Consider the following 23,224-nt stretch of genomic DNA (forward strand, 5'->3'; position numbering starts at 1 on the left):
ACCGCCAGCAGCCCGTCGCCCATGAATTTCAGCACCTCGCCGCCGCGCTCAACCACAGGTTCGGCCATGGCGTCGAAATGTTCGTCGAGCCTGGCAATCAGTTTTTCGGCGGGCATTGTATCGGCCAGGCTGGTGAAACCGCGCAAATCGGCAAACAGCAAGGCGGCGTAGATTGTGTCGCCCAAGCCGCGGCGTATTTCTCCGTTTAGTACGCGCCGCCCGGCGGACAGGCCGACATAGGTGTCGAGCATATCGGCGGCGAGGTCGAGCAGGGCGATGCGGTAGGCTGCGAGGCCGATCAGCGGGCTCAGCCTGCCCAGCATGGCGAGCTCGCCGTCGGTGAAACCGGCCGGGCGGTCGGTGGTAAAGGAAAGCACCAGCCCCGGCATGCTCGGGGCTGCCTCGTTCTGAAAGGCGAGAAGAGCCGCGAAATGGTCGGTGGCGCCGGCCCTCTTGAAGCCGGCCAGAATGGCGAACCCGCCATCGCCATCCGGCTCCTCCAGCCTCCAGCGCCGCTTTTCCTGTCCTTCCTTCTGCATCAGACCGAACGGGCTCTCGCCGAAGGCGGTCGGGCTTTGCTCATGACTGATCGTCTCCAGCGTGGCAGCGCTATCCGGTCTCCATGCACAGTTCACGACGCGAAACAATGGATTGACGGTCGGCAGGGCCAGGTAGCAGCGCCAAAGAGGCACGCCCCGTTCGACGAGCTTGCGCGCAACCCCATCCAGCACCGCCGGCAGGCTCGACCCTTGCAGGCCTTGCATCGCGATCCATTGGACGAGGTCGTCTTCGGAAGATGTCATGTTTCCTCTTTTCCGATTCCTAATGCATCTCGCCCGAAAGTGTCGTCGGTTTCGGAATAGCGACATACCATCGCTTTGGTTGTGAATCGGCACCCGAGCATCACCCCATCCACAAATGGGATTTCAATGAGCTATCGTGCCGATCGCGCCGATCGGCACGGAGACCCAGGCCGGTAGACAGGCTGTGTTCCAGAGCCACAGGCTACTGAAGCTGGCCGTCGCCGCTGCTGTCTGCCTTGGCAAAGTCGGCCATGACCTGGTTCATGAATTCTGTCCGGCTCACGCTGCCGCTGCCGTCGCGGTCCATTGCGGCGAACTGATCCGCGGTAAGCAATTGGCCTACATCGGCGGCGCGCAAACTGCCGTCGCGATTCGTGTCCAGTTTCTCGAAGGCATCGGTCATGAAAGCCTGATATTCAGCCTTGTTCACCGAACCATTGTCATTGGTGTCGAGATGATCCCGATGGCCCTCGTGCATTGGCGTGGCCTGCTGCGCGGTCGCTATGGCGGTGCAAAGCAGGAGGATGGAAACAGTTGTCGCGATTTTTGTTTTCATCTTGATGTCCCTTCTCATTGTTGTGGCTTTAGCGGCAGGTCAGGCGGTTGCCGAGGAAGCCGCCGCCGCCCACCCCGACTGCGGTGCCGATAATCCGGCCGGTGCCGCCACCGATCGTGCTGCCGATCAATCCACCGACGATCGCCCCGCCGATGGTCCCGGCCATACAGCCGAATTCCGCATTGTGGGCCCGAACGGAAGGGTCCGATGACGACTGGCAGGCAGTCAGGGCGAAGCCTGCCAATATGAGTGCCACAGCTGGTTTCTTCATTGGTCTCTCCAGTTTATGATTTCGAAAATTGAGGCCTTTGCGACGATCGGCGAATATCAGTGCCTCGACACGAGTTGGTCGATCCACCAAGCCTGCGCCGATCCCGATTCCGCAGGATCAGGAACGGGCCAAAAGCTTGTTCTTGATCATGCCGACGACGAGCTGGACGATTGCACCGGCAACGCCACCGCCAACGAGCTGTCCGGCCAGAGCGGCGATATCGAGCCCTGCCGCAGCATCGCCCGTTGCGCCGCCAAGCAGGGCGCCAAGCAACTGACCGCCACCCACACCGCCAATTCCGCCGGCAATCAGATTACCGATCTGCCCGAGATCGGCATCTTTCACCAGCTTGCCGCTGGCAGTCCCGCCGGCCGCGCCTCCGATCAATTGTGCAAGAATCGCTTCCATAAAATGCCTCCTTGGTTGAGAATCCCCGCCGAATTCCAAATTTTGAGCCGAGCATCCCCTGCTCAATGTGCCCCTTTGGCTACTTGTCCCGCACCTGCCGCATCATGCCTATTCACTCGGGTCAGGCAGCGACCTGTCGTTGCGACAGCGCGCCAGTGGAAGGATGTCGGCCGCGATCACTCTGGTGATCCTTTGTTGCCTGGCATTGGTTTCGACGGTCATGCACGCACACCCGTAGCCGTAACCGGAACCAGGCACATTGGCTTCCACGAATTGTCGGTCGTCAAAGGCCGGCACATTGTCGATGCCTTTGGGATCCGGTCGTCCCTGCATCTGGATCCACCAATCGCCGTGCCTGTCGGTCAGGAGGAGGTTGCCGGGCGTCGGGCTGGAGTACCAGCCACAACGGCGCTCGGCGGCAGTCGCAGGTAAGACCACAATGGCCAGGCAAGAACAGATGACGAACGGCAGGCGCATGAATTCTTCTCACTCTTGTAGGCCTTATGGCTTCAACTCCGTGTCGTAATTCTCTTCGATCAATGCGCAATGAAGCGTCACAGGTTGCTTCTGAACTTTGCTTAGTGGACCGTCGATAAAATCGCAGCCGAGCAGATTGTCCGAACTGCTCTTGCGTGCCGACGCAACGTTGAGGTTGACCTTAACGTCGCCCTCAACCCACTTGAGCGTCTGCATATCGACCTTTTTGCCGCTGATGTGAGCTTGCCCGCCTGAGCCAGAGATCTTCACCCATTCTTCCTCCGGTGAAACGCTGATTTGGCCAATCTCGTTAGCGTGCTTCTCGGCGTTCGGCTTCGGATCGCCGTAATAGTCGGCGAAGGCAGCGATTCCCTCTTTTTCAGCTGCGAGCTTGGCGGCCGCCTCTTTGGAAAGCGTCACGTTGACGTCGAAGCCCATGTCACCATGGGCTGCTGCCGGTACGGGCGCAGCTGGGGCGGCGGCTGAAACGGCAGCGGCTGGGACGGGGCAGCTCATGTCCCCGTCCTCGCATTTCAGGTAACCCTCGAAGTCTTTGACGCGGGATTGCGTCAGGCTATCCATGCACTGCGCCACGAGCATCGGCATCATGCTGCCGCCGGCCGCTCCTGTAGTCTGGAAAGCGCATTCCGCGTCGCGGAATTTAATCCAGTCCCGCTGTGCCTGAACGAGAAGCTTTGTGGTATCCGCATCGTCGTTCAGGCGGGTTTCGATCTGCTTGTAGAGCTCATTCAGTTTCTTGTCGGATTTCTTGAACGCAGCATCGGCGCAAGCGTTCAGGGCGGGCTGATCCTTGGCGTCGTCGTAGCACTTGTCGTGAGCAAATGCGAAAGCCGGCATGGCCAGCATCACGGCAACAGTCAGCATAGCGGTTTTCATCGATCATCCTCCGTTTAGAAATCCACCCTGACGGGCCTGGCTCCCCGCCAACTGTGGGTCTCAGCTTGCCGGAAACGGCCGGTCAGCATGGCCGACAAATTCGCTGAAATGATTGCGCCAGTTGATTTCAGGCGCTGAGGCGGGAAACGGCCGACGCCACGGCCTTGCAACGGGCACGTGGCGGTCTTCTGCAAAGGCGCTGTCTTTGGCGCGTTGAATGTCGTCGTTCCCGCCAGGAATTTGATCGTCGTGAAGTGCGATCGCATGCCTGGTCCTTGATTTCGCAAACGCGGCAAATCTCCAGTGATCATCACCGTCATTCCGTGACCGTTTCGGCAAAACAGGCTGCAAGATTTTGCGGCGCCCCGAGCTTCTTCGCCCAGGACACCAGTTCAGGTTTTTCCGACGGTTCGGCGTAGCCGCCCCATACGTCGCGAAACTGCTTCTTTCCGTTGACTGTCTGGAAGAACATCACGCCGTCATCGCTGACGGGCGTGGATACGTAGGCGGCGCTCCAGTTGCCGCTCTCCATGATCGTGATGAACTTCGCCTGAGAAGGCTTGAACTTGTTGTCCATCGCCGAGACGACGAGAGCGGCATATTCCTGCTTGCGCGCCTTCGTCACTTCCACCGTTACGCCGGAACAGGCGCTATCAGCGGCGAAGGAAGACGTCAGAGTAATTCCCAATCCGGTGAGGGCGATCACCGCAATCTTGGCATGTCGACGGATGAGACCGTTCAATTCAGACATGAGTGGCGATCCCTTCCTTGTTCGCAGCTGCGTCCATCAATCGGAATCATCGTCCGATGAACTGTCGTCGTCCGGCGCATCGACTTCGCAGCCGATGCCGCGGCATCCTTGGTAGTTGCCTTGCGTATCGAAGTTAGGATTGCCCTCTTTGTCGTATTGTGGCCTGTCGTCGATGGCCTGATCCCCGTCATCAGGATCATCGACCTCGCAGCCGACACCGCGGCACCCCTGGTATCTACCTCGGGTATCGAAGTTGGGATTGCCGTCGCGGTCGAATTGCGGTCTGGTATCGATAACGTTTGGCCGCCTTTGATCTGGCCTATCCACCAGGCAGCCCGTCCCGTGACAGCCATCGTAGTCATCGGTGGTGCAGCCGGCGATTGCCAGCAAAGCAGCGGCCAACGTCGCATGGACCATGAATTTCATGATTCATGCTCCGACGGGCCGACGGCTGCGGATTGTCTGTCAGATGTATACTTGGTAGCCGATTGCGGCCCGAACAGCATCCCGGCGATCAAGAGCAGCTTGTGCGCCTGCCAGAACGTGATCGCCCGCAGGCTGAAAGGGGCCGACACGGTGGTACTCCAGGGCCATAGAAGAACAGCCGACAGGCTTGCCAAGCCGACGACTGCTGCGAGCAAACCACCAGCCAGTCCCACCACATCCGGCATATTTGTCTCTCCGTCCGAAGGAGTCCGAAGGCTAGCAGGCGGCCGTCCCTGCTCCTGTCGACCGCACAAAAATCCTTCATGATCGGTTTTTGATGCTGATCTAAAGATTCAACTCGCCGAAAGGTTGCATGGAAATGTCGCATAAGGCAAGATTAGATGGCGATAGTTGATTAAACTTTAAATTAGAAATCGCTAATCAACTGAGTGTGCCGCAATTTTTTGTGTAACCGTGAGAAGGAAAACTGATCATGATCACCATAAGCAAGGCAATGATTTGGATGATAGCCACAGCTATTGTCGGCTTGGTGAGTTTTACACTTCCGGCCGTAGCGCAGTCTGACAAAGAAATGAATTCACGACTTGATGAATTATTCGGGCAGCACGAGCTCTACTACACGTTCTTTACCGACCTGAAGAGGGCTGTTTCTGCTGGTGACAGACAAACGGTTGCAGCGATGGTTGACTATCCGATCACTGTTTCCATCGGCGGCAAGGACGTGAAAATCAAATCGGGTAAAGACTTTGTGTCGCACTACGATCACATCTTTTCCGACAAAATCGTCACGGCAGTCGAGAAGCAAACCTATGCCGCTCTATTTGCAAATGACCAAGGCCTTATGATCGGGGACGGCGAGATCTGGATCGATGGAATTTGCCTCGACCACGACTGCAAGAAGCAGGCTGTAAAGATCATCACGATCAATTCCGACACCTAAACTGAGGTTTCAGATACGAGGTCTCCACATGCGATCAGCCTTAAGGGTCGCAGCATCGGCGGGCGTCATTTTCTGCATACTCACGACGCAGGTCGCCTTCGCACAGTCCCAACGCGAAACGCCAGCCCGCGCGGTGAATGTCGGCGTCTATGTCAGCCCGCCCTTCGCTGTCGCCGAGAACAACAGCTATGATGGTATGGCGATCGACCTGTGGGAAGTCGTCGCGGGCAATCTGGATCTGGCAACGCACTATGTGGCGTATCCCACCTTCCGCGAGCTCGTCGACGCAACCCGCAATGGCGAGATCGATGCCGCTGTCACCAACTTGACCATCACGCACGATCGCGCCGAGACGATTTCCTTTACGCAGCCATGGTATGATGCTGGCTTGCGTATTCTGGTGCCCGACGAGGGTTCCGCCGGTTTCTGGAGCGTTGTATCGGGCTTGAACGATGCCGGCCATCTGCGTGCCTATGGCTGGCTTTTGGCGGTCATCATCGCGGCGACAATCGGGTTCACGCTGTTTGACCGGAAGTTCGATCCGGATTTCCCAAGGCGTTGGCGCGAAGGGATAGCCGAGAGTTTTCATCACGTCATCTCGATCGCGGCCGCTGGCAAAGCCGGTGCGCGGAAAAACCTGTTCGGCTGGGTCGGCCGCCTCTGGCAAGCCATCTGGGTGATCGTTGGCGTCGGCGTGATCGCCTACATCACCTCGTCGGTGACAAGCGTCATGACGGCGGTCTCTATTGAGAGAGGAATCCACTCGCTGGCAGATCTGCCGGGCAAGACCGTAGGCGTATTCACAGGAAGCGTTGCCGAGGACTTCGTCACGGAGCTTGGCATCGCGTCCCGATCCTATCCGGATATCGATACAGCAGCAGGAGCGATGAAGGCTGGAAACATCGACGCGATCGTCGGCGATGCTCCCATCCTGGAGCACTTCGCCCACAACAAACCGCAAGAGAATGTCACGGTCGTCGGCAATATCTTCCACCCGGACAAATACGGCTTTGCCTTCCCTCATGACAGCGAACTCACGCAACCCGTCACTTTGCAGATCCTCCAATTGATCGAAGACGGGACCGTCGAAGAATTGCGCAATCGGTATTTCGGAAGCTCCACATGAATGGCGTTTCGACTTGTCGAATCTGCCCTGTGATCGGCAACGCGTCTGGCAAGCTTGCGTTGGCGCCCATGCGTGAAGGCCGCGGACTAAATCACCCCGGCTACGCGCTTCTGTCCTTCTTCCGGGCGCTTGAAACAGCCATTCCGGGTCCGGGGTGCTTGGGTAACCGATAACATTGATAGGCTCGATGGCCACCGTGCTAAGGACGCTCTCGACAAGTTGAAAGCGACAGTTCAGGGCGACACCGGAAAGCATCTCAGGGAATCGTGGCGTCACGCAATTGCGCACGCCCAGGCTGACCCGATTATCAATCCTGACGATCCCTTCGACGCACGACAGAAATGGCTCGCGGCGTGGGACAACTTTACAGGGAACCGAGAACAAGCAGAGGCTTCAGCCGGATAGTGTAATCGTTAGCTTTAGCGTCCTTCGTGAGGCGCGCATCATCCACCAAATTCCTCATCGAGCCCTCTTGCGACCTCGAGGCTCGTGAAAATCCAACTCGAAGCAGGCGCTGGAGAGCAGGCTTCCGTCGATGCGCCGGGCCGAAAACGGACCTTTGCAGGCGCTCCTCTGCCGTAGAGGCTATGCGAATGCAGACGACATTCCTGGCGTGAGATAGTACATTGGGCCGAGGAGGGGGCGCATCATCCAGGAGGAGTTATGATGGCTACTTGGCAACCTGATCCCTCGTTCTACCCCTCGCCCCGCATGGCCGCCAAGGCGCCGGCCGAAAGGCTCGCCTATGTCGCCTCATTCGACCCCGACCGCCAGAAGCCGGACGCCATCGCCGTCGTCGACGTCGATGCGAAATCGCCAACCTATGGCCAGATCGTCGGCCGGGTCGACATGCCAAATGCGGGCGACGAACTGCATCATTTCGGCTGGAATGCCTGTTCGTCCTGCCTGTGTCCCAATGCGCCGCATCCGCATATGGAGCGGCGCTATCTCGTCGTACCGGGACTGCGCTCATCGCGGCTTCACATTATCGACACCAAGCCCGATCCGAAGAACCCGAAGATCGTCAAGGTCATCGAGCCGGAGGAGATCGCCGAAAAGGCTGGCTATACGCGCCTGCACACGATCCATTGCGGGCCTGAAGGCATTTACGTCAACGCGCTCGGCAATGCCGAAGGCAAGGCGCCGGGCGGCATCTTCCTGCTCGATCCGGAAAGTTTCGACGTCATGGGCCAGTGGGAGATGGATCGCGGGCCGCAGCAGCTTGCCTATGATTTCTGGTGGCACCTCGGCCATGACACGATGGTGACCAGCGAATGGGGCACGCCGGACACATTCGAAAACGGGCTGGTGCCCGAGATCCTGCTCAACTCCAAATATGGCCGCCGCCTGCATTTCTGGGATCTGCACAAGCGCAAGCATCTCCAAGAGATCGACTTCGGCGAGGAGCATCAGCTCGTCTTCGAGCTGCGCCCGGCGCATGACCCGACCAAAGCCTATGGCTTCGTCGGCTGCGTCATCAGCCTGAAGGACCTCTCCGCCTCGATCTGGACATGGTATCGCGACGGAGATAAATGGGCGGTCAAGAAGGTGATCGAAATTCCGGCTGAACCCGCCGATCCCGATGTCCTACCGCCCGTACTACAGGGCTTCAAGGCGGTTGCGCCGCTGGTCACCGACATCGATCTTTCCATGGACGACCGCTTCCTCTACGTCTCGTGCTGGGGCACGGGCGACATGATCCAGTACGACGTGTCCGATCCTTTCAACCCCAAGGAGACGGGGCGCGTGCGCATCGGCGGCATCGTTTCGCGGGCGTCTCATCCGGGAGCGAAGAATGGCGCGCTGAACGGCGGGCCGCAGATGGTCGAGGTCAGCCGTGACGGCAAGCGCGTCTATTTCACCAATTCGCTCTACGGGCCGATCGATCCGCAATTTTATCCCGACGGCATCGACGGCTGGATGGTGAAGCTCGATGTGGGCGAGAACGGCGGCATCGCCTTCGACGAGAAATTCTTCGTCGATTGGCCGAAGGGCCACCGCCCTCATCAGGTGCGCCTGCAGGGCGGCGATTGCTCGTCGGACTCCTATTGCTATCCGTGATGCGCGTGGTGCCCGGCACCGGCGCGCGGTCGAGTTTCTGAAATGTCGGCCTGGCTGGTGCTTGCCGGGCTCGGCGCCTTTCACGGGCTGAACCCCGCCATGGGCTGGCTGTTCGCGGTTGCCCTCGGGATGCATCGCAAGAGCCGGCGCGTCGTGTGGCTTTCGCTCGTTCCGATCGCGCTCGGCCATGCGGTCTCGATCGCAGTGGTCGTGTTCGCGGTGGTGGCCGTCGGGACGGTCGTTGACCAAAGCCTGTTGGAAGTGATGGCCGGCGCGCTGCTTTTGGGCTGGGCCGCCTATCATGCCGTTTATGGTCACCGCCATCGGGTTCGCGTGGGCATGCAGACGGGGCTGGCAGGGCTCGGCCTGTGGTCATTCCTGATGGCGACGAGCCACGGGGCGGGCCTGATGCTGGTGCCGGTGCTCATACCGCTCTGCCTCGCCGCGACGCCGGCGCGCGAACTGACCGCCGAAGGATCGCTGCCGGTGGCCCTTGCCGCCATCGGCGTGCATATGGCGGCCATGCTCGGCGTGACCGCCGCGATCGCGACAATCGTCTTTGAATGGCTGGACCTTGGATTTCTGCGGCGCGGCTGGATTAACCTCGATGCTCTGTGGACCGGTGCCTTGGCGATAACCGGCCTCATTCTCATTATCTAGCAGCCTTCAACCAACGGGCCGCCGCCTTATTCGCCGAAGGAAGGATTTTGTGGGGATCGCAAGCAGTCCGATCAGAAAGGCGGAAGGGCTGCATTTTCCGCGGCCACGACTCTCGCGGACACCGACGATGTCGGCTTTCAGGAAACGACAGAGCGGATCCCTACGGCCGACATGCTGCGCATTGCCGCCCGGCAGGTTGAGATGGATGGCGGCGAGGCCAGGGGACTTCTGCAGCGCCAGCATGTTTGTAACGACGGCGCCCCGGCCGCAGCAGGCAGTGTGCGAAGCATCCGCGCATGTGCGGGCTTCTCTGTCCTACGCCGACTTTTTGCGGCGGCGACCGTTCGGCTTTTGAGTAGGCTTGTGGCCCAACCCCAAAGATTTGGCCAAGTCGGATCTCGTCTTGGAATAGTTCGGCGCGACCATCGGGTAATCGCTCGGCAGATTCCACTTGGCCCGGTACTCGTCCGGGGTCATGCCGTAGCTGGTCCTGAGGTGACGTTTCAGCGACTTGAATTTGCGTCCGTCCTCCAGCGAGACAATATAATCGGGCCTCACGGACTTCTTGATCGGAACGGCAGGCATCTGTGGCTCGGCTAGTGCAGGAGCCTCCCCCTCGACCAATCCTCCGAGCGAGGCCGCAACACTGGCGATCAGATCTGGCAAAGCTGACACTGGAACAGGATTGTTGCTCACATAGGCGGATACAATATCGGCAATGAGCTCTGTCTTGAGATCATTTGTATCGGTCATTTCTATTTTTCCTCAATCGCACAGGCTTCTTTTAAACCGCTATAGTAGACGACGCAATCGAGCTTGCCCATTCGAGATCATGTTTTGCCGTCGCGCCCTCACCCTGCATTGATCATGATGGAGCGGAAGACGACCGGCAGCAGGCTACCGTGCGGGCCACTGATCCTTGCTAACCACAATCGCCAGCAAGTCAGTTTTGTTTGGGCCCCGTTTTCGAAGGCGGCCACAAAGCGCCTTTGCCAAATGGAACTCTGGTGGGGAGCCCGGCGCCGTCTCGTGCTTGACGCATGCATCTTCGAAATCCTCATGCAGGAGTGCAAGTCAAGCGAGCAACATTGCCACTGTCAGCCATCGCCATTCCTACGCCGGGGGGCGAGGGCGGTCAGTGCTTGGCGCCCGGCCAAATCTCGCCACAACCGGCGGGCATTGAACGGCATGCGATTTTCTCCACTCACAGCCGCTCTCGCCGCCCTGGCCCTACTGGCGGGATGCGCGACGCCGCCTAGCCGCATTCAAGCGAAACCGGTAACTGATAATCGCTTCGCAAATCTTGACTGCCCAATGCTGATTTCCGAGCGCGATCGGCGCAAAACCATTCGCGACCTCCTCGAGGATGCTCAGGGCGAACGCTTCCGCGCAGACCTCATCAGCGGAGCCCTGACCGGGCTCACGCAATCCATGGTTTTCTCGCCCGAGGCTCGCGAGGCCAAAATTGCTGAAGTGAAGGGAGAAATCGCCGCGCTTGATGGTGAAATCGCGACGAAAGAATGTCAAAAGCGGATTGGTTGACCCCCCTCGACAGTCATGATGGACCAAGTCGAACGCTGGGCGTTGTCCGAATCGCGCTTCGCCTTGAAGCCCGCAAGCGACGCCTCATGCTGGTCGATGTCGGCCCGGTTTGCCGCGCTGCCTGGGCCATGCCGCTTGCCCTGCGCGCTGAACAGCGACGTTAACCAGATCATGGCGCGCTGGCCTTGGAAGCCGGTCGGCACTTTTTGCGGAACGACAGCCATGGCGACGCTACGGAAGTCTTGCCACGATAGTGGATCCGATGGCGGATTGGCCTCGGATCGGAAAGCCATCACCGGCAATGTCAGAACTCGTCGTTGCGGATCTTCTCTTCGAACATCTCACCAAAGCTGTCAGACGGCCGCTTTGGACGGAACATCTGTTCAAACGGATCGTAGGCATCAACCGGCGGTTTCGCCGGCCGCTGCTCGTCGGACCTGTGCTCGCGATCACGCTTGTTCATGCTAACCTCCTGCTTTCCCCACGTCAGCAGACGTTGCGGATGCTGTCCTGTCAAATCACCTTGGATGGTCCGCCTAAACTTTGCGTGTTCCGAAAAAGAAAGGAATGGCCGACGCACCGCCTTTTTTGGGGGGAGAGGATGGTTCGCCGGCCACTTCGACCATATGGGCATATGGCAGGGGCCGAGCATAGGGCAGCGAGCCGCCGATTGCGGCTTGGCCAATCGTATGGGTGGCGTCCCTCGTTCGCGCGAACGGCTGCTCACCAGGCTGCCCCTATGGTCCATGCCAACCACGCGGCCAAGCCACATGCACAGCCCGCGGCCACGATCTTTAGCAAATACCGTGCCCGCTTGCGCCGGCGGGTTATGTCACCGGTCCAGTCGTAAGGCGATTGGTACGTTTGATGGGTCCGCAACTTCTACTCCGTTACGCGGCTCGGAGAAGGGCGATGCTCCTCCAGCTTGGCTAACAAGTAGTTAACGATCTGGCGCCCCCAAATCATTTACGCGGCCATCGGCGGAAAGAAGGGGCGGCTGATCTCGGAACGGACGAATGACAGAACCTTGCCATCCGAGCCGAAGGGTGTCCCTTGGCGGCCGGTCTCTACCCAACCACGCAACATTCGCTGCAATCAGCAGCCCTCCGACCATCCTACGCCAGCATGCAATCGTCCACGCGTCCGCTACGTTTGCCTTTGTGAGCACGCCAGCTAAGGCGAATACCAGCGCCGATGCGATCATCAGGAATACACCGAGCAGATGCTCATCGCGAACAGCCACCTTCGCCATCGGCCGGCCTCCCAATGCGATCTTCACAGCGCTTGCAGAAATACTCCAAGGCTACCGACCGAAGGGTTTGCGTGGTGGTCGCATGGTCCATGCATAGGAGGTAGGTTTCATGCGTAAACCGGGATTGATGTGCGGCCTGGAGGAGTAGGGACGCGTCAGACTGAGCCCGAGCTTTTTCATGCGTGACTTTCTCTATTCCGAGATCGCGAATTTCTACGGCATCCCGAAGGTGCCGGATCCCGATCTCGCAATCGAAGCCGGGAGACGCCTGTGCGCTGAATTGTTGCAGCCAATGCAACAAACATTTGGACGGATCGCCATTCGTTCGGCCTGCCGTTCGGCCGAAGTGACAGATTACGGAAACAAAAGGCATCATGGCGAAAGCGTCGAAAGGAACGCCGGCTATCACATTCCGGGATTTTAGGGACAAAGCCCCGCGACCACGAGAAAATTCGCGAGTCTCGCCTGGACCGGCTGAGAACAGGTTCTTCTGCGATGACAAGCCCAGTTGCCGGGAGTATCGTTAGCTGCGCCGGGGGCTTCTGCGGGACCGCTCACGATGGAGCCAAGGCATGAGGACTGCTCACGAACCCGATCCGTCAAAGATCTTTATCAGCCGTCGCCAGTTTCTCGCCGCCACGTCGGTGCTGGCATCCGCGCCACTCTGGTCGTGGCCGGCATTTGCCGCGACACCTTACACATTCAGCCAAGGTGATTTCGAAATCTTGGTCGTGAGCGACGGAGAACTCACTTTACCGGCCAGCCTGCTTGCGCCGGACGCCCCGCCTGAGGAGTTGAAGGCGCTTCTCGAGATCACTGGGCAGGGTCCGGAACAGGTGACCGCCGCCACCAACCCCACCGTGATCCGCGCTGGCGACGACATCATCCTCGTCGACAACGGATCGGGAAACAAGTTCCAGCCGACTGCCGGCAAGCTCGTCGAGAACCTGAAGGGGACCGGCATTGAGCCCGAGAGCGTGACCAAGCTGGTTTTCAGCCATGCCCATCCCGATCACATTTGGGGCACGCTCAAGGGCGATGGCATACTCACCTTCCCGAACGCAACGTATTACGTCAATTCTGCCGAATGGGACTTCTGGATGGCCCCGGACATCTTGACCAAGATGCCTCAGGCGTTCCACGATTTCGCCCGCGGCGCGCAGCGCGATCTCGCCGCCGTCAAGGAGCGGGCGGTGATGATGAAGCCGGGCGACGATATCGTGACCGGCATCAAGGTGCTCGACACCGCCGGTCACACGCCCGGGCACATCTCGCTCGAGGTCGCCGGCGAAGACGGCCTCATCATCGTCGCTGACGCGATCACCCATCAGACGGTTTTCTTCGCCCATCCAGAGTGGCGGTCCGGCTTCGACGTCATTCACGATTTGGCTGCCCAGAACAAAAAGGCTCTGCTGGAGCGCGCTGCGACCGACAAAACGCGCCTGCTCGGCTTCCACTGGACCTATCCAGGTGTCGGCCACGCCGAACGCAAAGATGGCGCCTATCGCTTCGTAGCGGCGACTTGATATGTTGGCGAGAGGTTCTGGCAGCTTGCAAGCCGCCTCCCGCGGCTCGTCCGTGTCAACGGCACGAGCGCGCCTGCTCCCCCGGCTCTCGAAACTCCTCATTGACCCGCTGGGGACGGTTGCGCGTCTGTTCGCTTGTTGATGAGCATCTTCGGCGATGCTGTGGTGCCGCGCGGCCGAAGGCATCTGGATCTACTTTCTTCGGAGTCCTGACGGACTCCTACAAAGCCAATGAGCAACTGAGCCAAGCGCACCACCGCAAACGGAACGATCGCAGCGTTTATGTGACCGCTGATGCACTCAATCCCTCGATCCTGACTTTCAAGTTAAGCCAAAGAACGTCCGTTCAAGGCTGAAGCAATCGTATGGTGCGTCGGCCAGACGAAATCAGAAGAACTTGATGGCGGGAATCTAAACCGGTCGTGAATTGATTTGCCATCCTCGTGTGCCCGGCGGATAATTCGGTACGGCATATCCCGGGCGGGATTTGCCAACCCCAAAATTAGATGCATGGAGGGTGCCATGAGGGTTCATAATCTCCTGCAGAACGCAGGACTGCCTTCGCTTGTCCTTATCGCACTCGGAGCCGGCGCCGCAGCCGCCAATTTCGGCGGGACGGAAATGCCGACCGAAGCCAAGATACCGGCGGAACTTGCCGCGGCGCCGCACTGCCGTGTCGCCAACATTTCGACGCAGGTCCAGTCCCCCGAGGCAATGAAGGCTTATGAGGAAGCCGAGCCGCCGCTGTGGACCGACCTTGGCACGCTGAGCTACCCCATCACCACCGCGAACAAGGAGGCGCAGAGCTATTTCGACCAAGGCCTCAGAATGGCGGTGAATTTCAATCACGCGGAGGCGAGGCGCGCATTCCGCAAGGCGCAGCGCCTCGATCCGGCTTGCGCCATGTGCTTCCTCGGCGAGGCGCTGGTGCTCGGACCCAACATCAACGTGCCGATGGACCCGGAGGCCAACGCACCGGCCATGGCAGCGCTCAAGAAGGCGCAAGACCTTGCCGGTAGCGCAAGCGAGAAGGAAAAGGCCCTGATCGACGCCGTGGCTGCCCGCTATTCGGACGACCCGGGGGCGGAACGGCCGAAGCTCGACATGGCGTTCGCCGAGGCGATGGCCGCCTTGTCAGATAAATATCCGGACGACCTTGAACTGGCAGTGCTGGCTGCGGAGGCGGGAATGGATACGCAGCCCTGGGACTACTGGGAGCCGGGCGGAAAAGAGCCCAAGGGTCGGACAGCCGATGTCCAGAAACGCCTGGAAAGCGTTCTCGCCAAGGCCCCTGAGCATCCCTGGGCGATCCACCTCTACATCCACCTGGTTGAGGCCTCGGACCGGCCGGAGCGGGCCGAACCCTATGCGGACCGGCTCGCCGCCCTGATGCCCGGGGCCGGCCACATCGTCCACATGCCCAGCCACATCTATTACCGCATCGGCCGCTACAGCGACTCGCTCGAGACCAACAAGGCGGCCTCCAAGGTCGACGAAACATACATCACGCAGACCGGCGCGACGGGCGTGTACCCGATCGGCTACTACTCCCACAACGTGCATTTCGTGCTCGTTTCGGCGCAGCTTCTCGGCGACAAGGAAACCGTGCTTGCCGAGGCTGACAAGCTGGACAAGTGGCTGACCAACGAGGTCGCAACCGTCATTCCGATCGCACAACCGGTAAAGGCCGCTCCCTATTTCGCGTGGGCGCAATATGCCGATCCGGACAAGATCATGGCGCTACCCGAGCCGCCAGGCGCACCGCCCTATGTGAAGGCAATGTGGCACTATGCACGAGGCGTGGCCCTGGCGAGCAAGAAGGACACCGCCGGCGCGGGCAAGGAAGCCGAAGCTATCCAGAGCATCTTGGCCGAGACCGACTGGTCGACGCTCGATGCCTGGGCAGTGCCCGCGCGCCCAGTTCTCGAAGTGGCGCAAAGTGTGGTTCTCGCCCGCATCGCTCAGGCCGAAGGCGACAATACAGCGGCAATCGGACATTGGCGCAAGGCCGCCGAAAGGGAGGATACGATTCCCTATATGGAGCCGCCTTTCTGGTATTATCCAGTGAGGCAGTCGCTCGGTGCGGCCCTTCTGAAGGATGGCAAGCCGGAAGAAGCGGAGAAGGAGTTCAGCGCCGCGCTCGATCATGCCCGGGGCAGCGCCTGGGCGCTCTACGGCCTCCAGCAGGCGGCCAAGGCGAAAGGGGACGCAGCGGTCGAAAGCAAGGCCGCCGCCGAACTTGCCAAATCCTGGCGTGGTGCTCCCGAGTTCCTGAGTCTGGAGCGGTTGTGACAATCTTCGCGGCCGGCCCTGTCAGCCGACAGCGGCGGTGCCGGCCAGAGAACTTCGATAAATTTGCGATCCTAGCCATCCCGGCAAGCGCGGTCGGCAGATGTGCGTTCCAGGCGGAGCCAGCGGGCGCCTCGACGAACATGAGGAATGCGATCGGCGCGATAATCCCCAAGCGCAGGTTTTCGCCGCCCGCCATCCGACGCCTGGTGGGCAATATCTCTTGGTAGTTCGTCATTGGATTTCTCCGCAAGCCATGGACGTTCCCGGGAGGCCCGGAACGACGGCGAAACGTTTACGAGCGGGGAGGGCGGCCCGATCACATCGTGTCGTGGTTATCCATCTCAGGCGGCAGGATGTCGGCCGAATAGAGCACGGCCGAATAGAGCACGGCAGGAACCGAACCGTTGTTCTTCCACCCGTGCGCGAGCTGACCGAACTCGGCCGTGGCTTCGCCGGGCTTGTGCTCGATCTCCACCTTGCAGGTGTTGCCGTATTCGCCGATCGCGCCTTCGATCGACCAGGATGTTTGCGGGACGCGCCGAGTGCTCGTGCCACGGCACGACGTGATTCAGCATCGAAAGTGGACCTCGGCCTAGGATGGAGTGAATGGTTGATTTCTTGCGCTTTTCGCCTGAGGTGAGGGGGCATGATCGGCGCCGGCCATGACGGGCTCGCAAGCGGCTTTTCGGATGAGTTGGCAATGGGTTGGAACCCGCCTGGCTGGGGGTCAACGTTCGGTGCTTATTCACAGCCGCCGCATAAACGAGTCATTGCGACCCCTACTATCGGCGATTGGCGCGGGAAAATCCCGGAACCGAAGCCGAAGATATTGGGTGCTCGAAATGGTCATGTGCGAGTCGCACAAACTCGAAGCTGCCGACTGAATGCCCGGGTTTTCACCTCCCCCCGAGAAGGGCGATACGCGGCGCGGCCTTCTATCCGTCATCAGGGTTGAGGTCTCCGGTTAAGAACGTGTCGATCAGGCGGACGCGATGAACGACCCCGTTGTAGATGGATTCGGTCATATCCTGCGGGAATCCGTGCGGCAGGGCGTCGATCACGGCAGACGTCTGTGATAGCGCACTAGCGGCAATATCGGCAAACAGGGTGCGGATCATTGATGAGCCGATGCCAGCTATCTCCGCCGTTTGCACGAAGTGCCAGGGAACGATGTCATTAAGCGCATAGTGGCGCTTCTTACCGACAGACATGGCCAGCTTGAATTTCTTGCGCTGGATTTGGCCGGCGTCGAGGCTGGGCTGGGCGCTCAGAACATCATAGAGCGGCGTCATCCCGTAGCGTCCCCCCGGCGTCAGGAAGATGCTGAAATTCTTGGCATGGCCGTCAGTCGCGCCCAACAGCCAGAAAATGATGTTGGCTCGCAGGAAGGTCGCGATATCGTCATCCGGCGTGTCGCTGCCCTTCAGCAGTTCGAGAATCTCGCGCAGGCCGGGACCGCCGTCGGATTGGTATTTGCGGGTCGGCGGCACGGAGAGGGCCTGGCAGCAATCTTCCTGGGGCAGGCGGATCAGGCGCCCATCCTTCGTCCAGCGCCGGTCGAAACGCTCGACAATGAGCGTGCGGCGTTCTCCGAAATCGGCGATCTCGACGGCGGCAACCGGCACCCCGAGAGCTTCCAGCAGTTTGAGGCAGAGATATTCATTCTCCACACTGTTTGAGAGGTCGATACCGTTGGGCAATTGGCCGATCTGTGGTTTCAGTATGTGGGTGGTGGCGGCCGTGCCGGTGGGTTTGAACCAGCGGCCGTCCTTTTGTAGCAGGGCTGTTTTCTCCTGTGCGCCCGCAATGGAGATTCGGAAATCGTCATCTTCGCCCATGCCCAGCGGGGCGGCGGCGAGATTATTGATGAGATCGGCGATGGTCTGCTCATCGACGGGCTGGCCGTCCGTGCCGCCGGTCGGACCGGGATCGATCCCCTCCAGCAGGAATTGCAGCGCGCCGACGCAGTCATGACCCAGAGCGGTCAGCAGGCTGTAGGCGTCAGTGCCGTCCGCGCCGACGCGTTCGGCTACGCGCTTGCGGATGGCCTCGCTGTCCGGCAGCAGGTTGTCGAAGACGTTTATTACCGGCGCGCCAATATAGCGGTCTTCACGTAGCGGCATGGACAGAGATACCGCGAAGGCATTGTCCCAGGTCAGCCAGTCCGGATCATAGCGGAAATCAACCGCGCCCGTGGATTCGCGCCGCAGCACCCCGACCAGACGGCCGTTCAGGAAGACATTGAGCGGGATATGCGTGCGGCGGCGCGCCATCAGAACAGGTTCTCAATATCGGCAGCGCTGCCCTTACTGCGTGGGCGCACCACCAGTTCGAGGTCAAGCGCAGAGAGGGCCGCCATCAACGTGCGTAGCTGGACCGCCGGCTCGCCAGCCTCCAGCCGCGACACTGTGCCCTGGCGCAGGTGGATATGGTCGCCGAGGGCCGACTGGGTCAGGCCGGCCTGTTTGCGTATCCGGCGCAGGATAGCGCCGAGCTGTTTTTCATTGCGGGCGATGGAGTCGGTCATGGGCACCCTCTGATTATGATATACGCGAGTCCGTATATATTGGCAATATACGGGATCGAGTATAGAAGCACAATACGCGAGTGCGTATTAACGCAACTTACACGCAAATGCGTATATGTGGACGAGCCAGCCGGCGAGCGCCTCGACGCTGCGCTGCAGCTGAAGCAGCGTGAATGTCGGTGGCATCAACTCGAAGACGGCCGGGCGGTATTTGATCTTGGCGCGCAGCGCGTCGAAAGGCAGTTCCCGCCGATTTCCCGTTGTAGGGGAAGATGAAACTGCGCCTCAACTCGCGATTTTCATCAAACGTGCGTTCCAGGCGGAGCCAGCGGCCTCGACGAGCGTGGAGGAATGCGATCAGCGCGATAGTCCCAAAGCGCAGGCTTTCGCCGCCCGCCATCCGAAGCCTGGTGGGCAATATCTCTTGGTAGTCATTGTATTTCTCTGCAAGCCGTGGACGTTCCCGGGAGGCTGGGGCCGTCGGAGAAACGTCTACGAGCGGGGAGGGCGGCCCGATCACATCGTGTCGTGATCATCCATCTCCGGCGGCAGGATGTCGGCCGAATTGAGCACGGCAGGAACCGAACCGTTGTTCTTCCACCAGTGCTGCCGCCGTCGCCCTGAACCCCTCAAGGTGACCCCATGACTGATGATTAGAGCGCCCTCATTGTTGAACGTCCGCTGCAAGGCGCCGAACTCTTCGGGGTCGAGTTGATGCAGCACGGCGGTGGACCCAACAATGTCGTAGCGCGGTTACCTGCCTGCGTTCTCCCGGAAGCACGCCGGTCAGAAGTTGTTGTCCGTGTTTAAGACATCAAATAGCCCGCAGCCTTTAACGGCCCACGCTGTGTTCCAGCACAATGTTTTAGAAGCTCAACCTGCAACGCGAGCTTTAACGCTCGGATTCGCCGATGTCAGCAACGGCGACAGAAGCCAGCCTGGACCTGGCGCCGGGGCCGATGCCGGTTCTGGCGTTTCGTCGGTTGGATCACTGCAGCGTGCGTTTGCGCGCTCGAGGGCCGGCGCGGATTTATTCGGGAACGGGCGAGGATCCACGGGACGTTGCCGCGCCACCACCCGGTGATGATCGCGACTTCGACGGGAGCGAGGACCGGGAGCTGGACGAGGTCGCCTGAGGGTGATGGGTTCTGCTGGGAAAGTCGGGCTCGGCAAGGATGCGCGCCTCAAGCGCTGCGTCAGCGAATGCCTGACGAGCCTCTTCAGCGCTCACCTGTCCCTGGACGGCGCCCCGCAGCGCGCCGACCGCCATCTCCCACATCGGGCCAGCGCGGTCCGGCCATTTGTCATTCGCAAGGCATTTCGTCGCTTCCCAAACGGTATGAACCAGGCGTGTTTTGCCTGCCTTGCCGAAGCTGATGCAAATAGGCCGGTCGAAGCGGATCTGTTTCATTTCTCTGTTGAAACGTGGGCCGTCCGGTGATGTTCCGAAAGACGATCATCCGAGTCCCTTCAGTGGCTTGTCAGCCTGGCTTGGAGTCGAAGTTCCGGGATCTTGGGTGATGAGGACCGGCGGCGGTTAATCTCTTCCGCTTTATTGTCCTGGGGGCGGGCGCCTCGCATCGCCGATCAGGATGCCCGCTTCCTCGGCGGCGACTTTGAATACCGGCGAGCGGCTGCGGCATTTTTATTGCTCCAGGCTCAAGCATGCACAGCAAGCCATATCGGCGTCCGGCCTGTCGATTTCACCGCGCCCTGCCTGGGCGCCCGCGATGCGCGCCGTACGCGCGCGAAGTCTTCGCGGCGGTGATCGGGCCAGAGAACACTCAACAGGCCTTCGGCCGCCTTACGCGCGGGATCAGCCAACCGAGGGACTTTGCCGCGGCCTGCCGGAATAGATGCCGACGGGGCAAGCCGGACAGGTCCGAAAAACCTGACAAGGATAGGCGGGGCAAAGCTAATCGCTGTCAACAAGGTGTGGGAAAGGGCCGCGGCGCCGTATCCTCTCCAGGTCGTGGAGATCATGACCGCCATCAGTGGTTCGGCTGGCCAAATCTCCGTCGTTCACAGATGACTGGAGGAAATGGTCCGAACGAACCGATATCGCGTCATAAAACGCTTCCAACTCCGGCCCCAGCGCCGCCGCCTTCAACTTTGCGAGCGCTATGGTCTTCCGCCTTGCCGCCGCCCGAACATGGAAGGAAGCGATAAGCTGTTCATGCACGAGGTACAGGTCAGCGAATTCCTTCGAAGACCCAGTTCGCTCATCGCCAACCACCGCGTACAGCTTGGTCCGGCCGCTTTTCCCGCGCAGTGGCAGCGCACCTGCCTCGAGCAAGCCGTAGCCGGGCAGCGCCTTTGCAGTCTCGTCTGAAACGAGAATGTCGAAACCCACGACTTTGCAGGTCGCCTCAATCCTGGAGGCAACATTTACAGCATCGCCGACAGCCGAGTAGTTGAAGCGGGTTTCGGCCCCCATGTTCCCGACGCACGCGACGCCGGTGTGGATCCCAATTCCAATTCCGACCTTCTGTTCGGGGCCAAAACCAAAGGCGTCTTCGGCATTGAGCCGCGCCAGGGTTTCGCGCATCGCCAGGGCCGCAAGAACGGCTTTGCGCGTGTGATTGTCGACATTGAGGGGTGCGTTCCAGAAAGCCATAATGGAGTCACCGATGAATTTGTCGAGTGTTCCTTCATAGGCGGTGACGTGGCGGCTAAGGGCGTTCAGGAGCGTGTTCAGGAAACCAACGACGGCTGTTGGCGCCAACCGCTCGCTCATCTCCGTGAAGTTGCGCACGTCGACGAACATAACCGTCAGTTCGCGGTCGTCTCCACCGAGGCGCAGCGCATTTCGCGTATTTTCCACGCGATAGAGGAGCGAAGGCGACAGATACTGGCCAAACGCATGGCGGATGGCGCGGCGCTCGCGGTCGGTGATCAAAAAGCGAAACGACGTTGCCGCAAAGTGGGTGATTGTCCCTGAAACCACCGGAGCCAATGGATCCAGCAGCAGCCCGAAATACGCGAAGGCAAGCCAGGACGCGAGGATGGCACACACGGTTATCAACAACCCGGCTGCCAAAGCAATCGCCGGGCTCACGAAAATGGTGAGCACGACAAGCAGGCTGCCCATTGCTGCGATCGACAGGATTTCAAATCCGTCTGCCCAGTCCGGGCGCGACAAGAAGCGGCCCGATAGGATTTGTTCGACCGATTGCGCGTGCAGCGAAACACCCGGAACATTTTCCCCCAATGCCGTGGCGCGGATATCCTGAAGGCCGGCGGCGGATGTCCCGACAAAGACTATGCTGCCGTCAATGGCGGCTCTTATCTCAGCCGAGGCGCCGCCTGCAGAGAGTATATGCCTCGCTGAAACGTACCGCCCGATTGTGTCGGGGCTGACGTAGAGCCAAAGTTCGCCCGCCGCGGGCGTCGGCACGACGAAATCTCCGATCTTGACGGAAGTGATGATGTCTGGCGCATCAGGGGCGCCATGCAGCAGATAGGTGGAAGCGCCCTGGGCAACGCGCAATGCCTCCAGCGCGAGGTTTGGATAAAGTTGTTCGCCCTCGCTCAGGAAAAGCGGAATCGCGCGCACGATGGCCGACGAACTGCCGGGGTTCAGGCTGATATGCCCGAGCCCGGCGGCCCTGGCTTCAAGCTCCGGGCGCAACGGTGTGGCCGCCCTGATGCGGGGCGGGGCCGCAACGGGGCTTTCGCCGGTAAAGGCAATGCCTGCCTTCACCGGTGGCAGATATCCGCCTTCGTTGGAAACGCCAAAACCAAGAACGACAGGTTTGCCGTCAATCGACTGCGCAAAAATCTCGTCATTGTCGGGCAGTTGGCGAAGCAGCATTGGGTCGATTCCGGGCACATCGCGAACAACATTGCGCGGAGACAGACGATCCGGCTCTGAAAACAGCATATCAAAGGCTATGGCGGAGGCGCCCATCGCCGATAAGGCCTCCACGAGAGCGGCCAGCCGCTCCCGCGGCCAAGGCCACTGCCCGAACTGACGCAGCGAAGCTTCATCTATGTCGATGACCCTCACTGGCATGTCTTCAAACGCCCGCGGTGCCCAGCGCTGGTACTGGTCGAAGGTCGTCTCTCGGGCTCGCGTCAGCAGCTGGGGATCACTTGCGCGGAACATCGTGAGCGCCATCACGAGCGCCAGACCGATGACTACGCCAGCTTTCTGGGCGCGCCTCATGGCTTCAGCTCAGGACCCGTGCCGCAAACCTTCCGGCCATCTTTCCCGATCCGATCCCGCTCTAACGAAGAATGCTTCCCAAGCCTGCCTCTCCCTTCCTGCACGATAGCGCAGCTTTGCAACGCCGAACAGTCTGTTGTTGATCGTTGCTCGCGTCAGGCGGTCCCATTTTGCGGCGCTTTTCATGGTGCTGGCGTCGTCAAAGGGAGCGCGCGGGAACCTGTGAGGTGGGCTGCAGACAGGCTGCAGGCGTTGCGCCGTGCTTGCCAGTCGAGATTTGACGCTCCATGACCGATTTCACATACTGGGGCGATGTGGCGTGGTGTTTTGATTGTGAGGGAGAAACCCAACCCCTACCAACGCTCCCTTTGATGCTCCACAGGAGGTGCCCATGAGCACGAGCTACAAAGCGGTTCAGGAAATGCTGCGCGAGATTGGGATTGTCATCAGCAAGCGAGGGGACACGCATCGCATAAACTTCTTTGGCGGTCTCGAAGAAACTGCCTGCTACACGACGAGC

General features: G+C 60.1%; 26 protein-coding genes and 3 pseudogenes. 9 read left to right on the forward strand and 20 right to left on the reverse strand.

Annotation, left to right across the window (positions count from 1 at the left end):
- From MAXJ12_RS26040 to MAXJ12_RS26085, 10 genes are all read right to left on the reverse strand, one after another.
- The coding region (locus MAXJ12_RS26040; RefSeq protein WP_008839073.1) for an adenylate/guanylate cyclase domain-containing protein at nucleotides 1-803 on the reverse strand (803 nt) is incomplete at its 3' end.
- Nucleotides 804-1,005: 202 nt separating this feature from the next.
- On the reverse strand, nucleotides 1,006-1,359 hold the full coding sequence (locus tag MAXJ12_RS26045; protein WP_008839074.1) for an EF-hand domain-containing protein: 354 nt from the start codon (nucleotides 1,357-1,359) through the stop codon (nucleotides 1,006-1,008).
- Nucleotides 1,360-1,387: 28 nt separating this feature from the next.
- Nucleotides 1,388-1,630: a glycine zipper 2TM domain-containing protein gene (locus MAXJ12_RS26050; protein WP_008839075.1), complete on the reverse strand. Its 243-nt coding sequence runs from the start codon at nucleotides 1,628-1,630 to the stop codon at nucleotides 1,388-1,390.
- A 117-nt stretch (nucleotides 1,631-1,747) separates the two neighbouring features.
- Nucleotides 1,748-2,038, reverse strand: coding sequence for a hypothetical protein (locus MAXJ12_RS26055; RefSeq protein ID WP_008839076.1), 291 nt, complete (start codon nucleotides 2,036-2,038; stop codon nucleotides 1,748-1,750).
- A 108-nt stretch (nucleotides 2,039-2,146) separates the two neighbouring features.
- Nucleotides 2,147-2,515 (reverse strand): DUF4087 domain-containing protein, encoded by a 369-nt coding sequence (locus tag MAXJ12_RS26060; protein WP_008839077.1) that lies wholly within the window; start codon nucleotides 2,513-2,515, stop codon nucleotides 2,147-2,149.
- Nucleotides 2,516-2,539: 24 nt separating this feature from the next.
- On the reverse strand, nucleotides 2,540-3,412 hold the full coding sequence (locus tag MAXJ12_RS39885; protein WP_008839078.1) for a lysozyme inhibitor LprI family protein: 873 nt from the start codon (nucleotides 3,410-3,412) through the stop codon (nucleotides 2,540-2,542).
- Between the two features lie 14 nt (nucleotides 3,413-3,426).
- Nucleotides 3,427-3,732: a hypothetical protein gene (locus MAXJ12_RS26070; RefSeq protein WP_139044050.1), complete on the reverse strand. Its 306-nt coding sequence runs from the start codon at nucleotides 3,730-3,732 to the stop codon at nucleotides 3,427-3,429.
- Nucleotides 3,729-4,163: a hypothetical protein gene (locus MAXJ12_RS26075; protein ID WP_008839080.1), complete on the reverse strand. Its 435-nt coding sequence runs from the start codon at nucleotides 4,161-4,163 to the stop codon at nucleotides 3,729-3,731. The genes MAXJ12_RS26070 and MAXJ12_RS26075 overlap by 4 nt, the downstream gene beginning before the upstream one ends.
- A gap of 36 nt (nucleotides 4,164-4,199) precedes the next feature.
- Nucleotides 4,200-4,589, reverse strand: a complete 390-nt coding sequence (locus MAXJ12_RS26080) for a hypothetical protein (protein ID WP_008839081.1) — start codon at nucleotides 4,587-4,589, stop codon at nucleotides 4,200-4,202.
- The gene (locus MAXJ12_RS26085; RefSeq protein ID WP_008839082.1) at nucleotides 4,586-4,834 is read right to left on the reverse strand and encodes a hypothetical protein; all 249 of its coding nucleotides are present in this window, start codon (nucleotides 4,832-4,834) and stop codon (nucleotides 4,586-4,588) included. Before MAXJ12_RS26085 ends, MAXJ12_RS26080 begins: the two co-directional genes overlap by 4 nt.
- A gap of 248 nt (nucleotides 4,835-5,082) precedes the next feature.
- Here MAXJ12_RS26085 and MAXJ12_RS26090 point away from each other — a divergent pair, with 248 nt between their 5' ends.
- The 5 genes from MAXJ12_RS26090 to MAXJ12_RS26105 all read left to right on the forward strand — a co-directional run bounded on the left by MAXJ12_RS26090 (nucleotide 5,083) and on the right by MAXJ12_RS26105 (nucleotide 9,397).
- On the forward strand, nucleotides 5,083-5,550 hold the full coding sequence (locus MAXJ12_RS26090; RefSeq protein WP_008839083.1) for a hypothetical protein: 468 nt from the start codon (nucleotides 5,083-5,085) through the stop codon (nucleotides 5,548-5,550).
- 28 nt (nucleotides 5,551-5,578) lie between these two features.
- Nucleotides 5,579-6,676, forward strand: a complete 1,098-nt coding sequence (locus MAXJ12_RS26095) for a transporter substrate-binding domain-containing protein (protein WP_008839084.1) — start codon at nucleotides 5,579-5,581, stop codon at nucleotides 6,674-6,676.
- Between the two features lie 129 nt (nucleotides 6,677-6,805).
- Nucleotides 6,806-7,081, forward strand: a complete 276-nt coding sequence (mauJ, locus tag MAXJ12_RS40175) for a methylamine utilization protein MauJ (RefSeq protein ID WP_420492396.1) — start codon at nucleotides 6,806-6,808, stop codon at nucleotides 7,079-7,081.
- A gap of 261 nt (nucleotides 7,082-7,342) precedes the next feature.
- Nucleotides 7,343-8,737: a selenium-binding family protein gene (locus tag MAXJ12_RS26100; RefSeq protein ID WP_008839085.1), complete on the forward strand. Its 1,395-nt coding sequence runs from the start codon at nucleotides 7,343-7,345 to the stop codon at nucleotides 8,735-8,737.
- Nucleotides 8,738-8,779: 42 nt separating this feature from the next.
- Nucleotides 8,780-9,397 carry a hypothetical protein gene (locus MAXJ12_RS26105; protein WP_008839086.1) on the forward strand — a complete coding sequence of 206 codons (618 nt, stop codon included), beginning with the start codon at nucleotides 8,780-8,782 and terminating at the stop codon, nucleotides 9,395-9,397.
- 315 nt (nucleotides 9,398-9,712) lie between these two features.
- Here MAXJ12_RS26105 and MAXJ12_RS26115 read toward each other — a convergent pair whose 3' ends face one another.
- A complete protein-coding gene (locus tag MAXJ12_RS26115) occupies nucleotides 9,713-10,150 on the reverse strand; it encodes a Ros/MucR family transcriptional regulator (RefSeq protein WP_008839088.1) in 438 nt (145 codons plus the stop codon).
- A 561-nt stretch (nucleotides 10,151-10,711) separates the two neighbouring features.
- On the opposite strand from MAXJ12_RS26115, the gene MAXJ12_RS26120 reads away from it, so the two are divergent.
- The gene (locus tag MAXJ12_RS26120; protein WP_008839089.1) at nucleotides 10,712-10,939 is read left to right on the forward strand and encodes a hypothetical protein; all 228 of its coding nucleotides are present in this window, start codon (nucleotides 10,712-10,714) and stop codon (nucleotides 10,937-10,939) included.
- On the opposite strand, the gene MAXJ12_RS26125 is transcribed toward MAXJ12_RS26120, so the two are convergent.
- Together MAXJ12_RS26125 and MAXJ12_RS37825 are read right to left on the reverse strand one after the other, a co-directional pair.
- Nucleotides 10,921-11,241 carry a hypothetical protein gene (locus tag MAXJ12_RS26125; RefSeq protein WP_139044051.1) on the reverse strand — a complete coding sequence of 107 codons (321 nt, stop codon included), beginning with the start codon at nucleotides 11,239-11,241 and terminating at the stop codon, nucleotides 10,921-10,923. The two genes, MAXJ12_RS26120 and MAXJ12_RS26125, sit on opposite strands and share 19 nt — an antisense overlap.
- Nucleotides 11,242-11,243: 2 nt before the next feature.
- Complete coding sequence (locus MAXJ12_RS37825; RefSeq protein ID WP_008839091.1) at nucleotides 11,244-11,402, reverse strand: hypothetical protein; 159 nt, start codon at nucleotides 11,400-11,402, stop codon at nucleotides 11,244-11,246.
- 967 nt (nucleotides 11,403-12,369) lie between these two features.
- Here MAXJ12_RS37825 and MAXJ12_RS26130 point away from each other — a divergent pair.
- From MAXJ12_RS26130 to MAXJ12_RS26140, 3 genes are all read left to right on the forward strand, one after another.
- Nucleotides 12,370-12,615: a hypothetical protein gene (locus tag MAXJ12_RS26130; protein WP_008839093.1), complete on the forward strand. Its 246-nt coding sequence runs from the start codon at nucleotides 12,370-12,372 to the stop codon at nucleotides 12,613-12,615.
- A 148-nt stretch (nucleotides 12,616-12,763) separates the two neighbouring features.
- Nucleotides 12,764-13,717, forward strand: a complete 954-nt coding sequence (locus MAXJ12_RS26135; protein ID WP_008839094.1) for an MBL fold metallo-hydrolase — start codon at nucleotides 12,764-12,766, stop codon at nucleotides 13,715-13,717.
- 522 nt (nucleotides 13,718-14,239) lie between these two features.
- Nucleotides 14,240-16,009, forward strand: coding sequence for a tetratricopeptide repeat protein (locus MAXJ12_RS26140; protein WP_008839095.1), 1,770 nt, complete (start codon nucleotides 14,240-14,242; stop codon nucleotides 16,007-16,009).
- Nucleotides 16,010-16,325: 316 nt separating this feature from the next.
- Here MAXJ12_RS26140 and MAXJ12_RS26145 read toward each other — a convergent pair.
- From MAXJ12_RS26145 to MAXJ12_RS26170, 7 genes and pseudogenes are all read right to left on the reverse strand, one after another.
- Nucleotides 16,326-16,572 (reverse strand): annotated as a pseudogene (locus MAXJ12_RS26145) (cupin domain-containing protein); the annotation flags it as partial.
- 372 nt (nucleotides 16,573-16,944) lie between these two features.
- Nucleotides 16,945-18,282, reverse strand: coding sequence for a type II toxin-antitoxin system HipA family toxin (locus MAXJ12_RS26150; protein WP_008839097.1), 1,338 nt, complete (start codon nucleotides 18,280-18,282; stop codon nucleotides 16,945-16,947).
- Nucleotides 18,282-18,536: a helix-turn-helix domain-containing protein gene (locus MAXJ12_RS26155; protein ID WP_008839098.1), complete on the reverse strand. Its 255-nt coding sequence runs from the start codon at nucleotides 18,534-18,536 to the stop codon at nucleotides 18,282-18,284. The genes MAXJ12_RS26150 and MAXJ12_RS26155 overlap by 1 nt, the downstream gene beginning before the upstream one ends.
- A 117-nt stretch (nucleotides 18,537-18,653) precedes the next feature.
- A pseudogene (locus MAXJ12_RS40180) lies at nucleotides 18,654-18,764 on the reverse strand (NrtR DNA-binding winged helix domain-containing protein); the annotation flags it as partial.
- Between the two features lie 288 nt (nucleotides 18,765-19,052).
- Nucleotides 19,053-19,142: pseudogene (locus tag MAXJ12_RS40185) on the reverse strand (cupin domain-containing protein); the annotation flags it as partial.
- 424 nt (nucleotides 19,143-19,566) lie between these two features.
- On the reverse strand, nucleotides 19,567-19,947 hold the full coding sequence (locus tag MAXJ12_RS40190) for a DUF982 domain-containing protein (protein ID WP_085984084.1): 381 nt from the start codon (nucleotides 19,945-19,947) through the stop codon (nucleotides 19,567-19,569).
- A 504-nt stretch (nucleotides 19,948-20,451) separates the two neighbouring features.
- Nucleotides 20,452-22,704, reverse strand: a complete 2,253-nt coding sequence (locus tag MAXJ12_RS26170; RefSeq protein WP_008839101.1) for a CHASE2 domain-containing protein — start codon at nucleotides 22,702-22,704, stop codon at nucleotides 20,452-20,454.
- Nucleotides 22,705-23,224: the final 520 nt, after the last annotated feature.

This window comes from Mesorhizobium alhagi CCNWXJ12-2, from assembly GCF_000236565.1.
Taxonomy (GTDB): domain Bacteria; phylum Pseudomonadota; class Alphaproteobacteria; order Rhizobiales; family Rhizobiaceae; genus Allomesorhizobium; species Allomesorhizobium alhagi.

Excerpts from the sequence above, each read along its gene's own strand:
- MAXJ12_RS37825 (WP_008839091.1), bottom strand. The coding sequence starts at position 11,402 with ATGAACAAGCGTGATCGCGAGCACAGGTCCGACGAGCAGCGGCCGGCG.
- MAXJ12_RS39885 (WP_008839078.1), bottom strand. The coding sequence starts at position 3,412 with ATGAAAACCGCTATGCTGACTGTTGCCGTGATGCTGGCCATGCCGGCT.
- MAXJ12_RS26090 (WP_008839083.1), top strand. The coding sequence starts at position 5,083 with ATGATCACCATAAGCAAGGCAATGATTTGGATGATAGCCACAGCTATT.
- MAXJ12_RS26050 (WP_008839075.1), bottom strand. The coding sequence starts at position 1,630 with ATGAAGAAACCAGCTGTGGCACTCATATTGGCAGGCTTCGCCCTGACT.
- MAXJ12_RS26150 (WP_008839097.1), bottom strand. The coding sequence starts at position 18,282 with ATGGCGCGCCGCCGCACGCATATCCCGCTCAATGTCTTCCTGAACGGC.
- MAXJ12_RS26070 (WP_139044050.1), bottom strand. The coding sequence starts at position 3,732 with ATGACGGTGATGATCACTGGAGATTTGCCGCGTTTGCGAAATCAAGGA.
- MAXJ12_RS26055 (WP_008839076.1), bottom strand. The coding sequence starts at position 2,038 with ATGGAAGCGATTCTTGCACAATTGATCGGAGGCGCGGCCGGCGGGACT.
- MAXJ12_RS26045 (WP_008839074.1), bottom strand. The coding sequence starts at position 1,359 with ATGAAAACAAAAATCGCGACAACTGTTTCCATCCTCCTGCTTTGCACC.
- MAXJ12_RS26155 (WP_008839098.1), bottom strand. The coding sequence starts at position 18,536 with ATGACCGACTCCATCGCCCGCAATGAAAAACAGCTCGGCGCTATCCTG.
- MAXJ12_RS26085 (WP_008839082.1), bottom strand. The coding sequence starts at position 4,834 with ATGCCGGATGTGGTGGGACTGGCTGGTGGTTTGCTCGCAGCAGTCGTC.
- MAXJ12_RS26115 (WP_008839088.1), bottom strand. The coding sequence starts at position 10,150 with ATGACCGATACAAATGATCTCAAGACAGAGCTCATTGCCGATATTGTA.
- MAXJ12_RS26095 (WP_008839084.1), top strand. The coding sequence starts at position 5,579 with ATGCGATCAGCCTTAAGGGTCGCAGCATCGGCGGGCGTCATTTTCTGC.
- MAXJ12_RS26105 (WP_008839086.1), top strand. The coding sequence starts at position 8,780 with ATGTCGGCCTGGCTGGTGCTTGCCGGGCTCGGCGCCTTTCACGGGCTG.
- MAXJ12_RS26130 (WP_008839093.1), top strand. The coding sequence starts at position 12,370 with ATGCGTGACTTTCTCTATTCCGAGATCGCGAATTTCTACGGCATCCCG.
- MAXJ12_RS26140 (WP_008839095.1), top strand. The coding sequence starts at position 14,240 with ATGAGGGTTCATAATCTCCTGCAGAACGCAGGACTGCCTTCGCTTGTC.
- MAXJ12_RS26120 (WP_008839089.1), top strand. The coding sequence starts at position 10,712 with ATGCTGATTTCCGAGCGCGATCGGCGCAAAACCATTCGCGACCTCCTC.
- MAXJ12_RS26135 (WP_008839094.1), top strand. The coding sequence starts at position 12,764 with ATGAGGACTGCTCACGAACCCGATCCGTCAAAGATCTTTATCAGCCGT.
- MAXJ12_RS26080 (WP_008839081.1), bottom strand. The coding sequence starts at position 4,589 with ATGAAATTCATGGTCCATGCGACGTTGGCCGCTGCTTTGCTGGCAATC.
- MAXJ12_RS26060 (WP_008839077.1), bottom strand. The coding sequence starts at position 2,515 with ATGCGCCTGCCGTTCGTCATCTGTTCTTGCCTGGCCATTGTGGTCTTA.
- MAXJ12_RS26100 (WP_008839085.1), top strand. The coding sequence starts at position 7,343 with ATGGCTACTTGGCAACCTGATCCCTCGTTCTACCCCTCGCCCCGCATG.
- MAXJ12_RS26075 (WP_008839080.1), bottom strand. The coding sequence starts at position 4,163 with ATGTCTGAATTGAACGGTCTCATCCGTCGACATGCCAAGATTGCGGTG.
- MAXJ12_RS40190 (WP_085984084.1), bottom strand. The coding sequence starts at position 19,947 with ATGAAACAGATCCGCTTCGACCGGCCTATTTGCATCAGCTTCGGCAAG.
- MAXJ12_RS26170 (WP_008839101.1), bottom strand. The coding sequence starts at position 22,704 with ATGAGGCGCGCCCAGAAAGCTGGCGTAGTCATCGGTCTGGCGCTCGTG.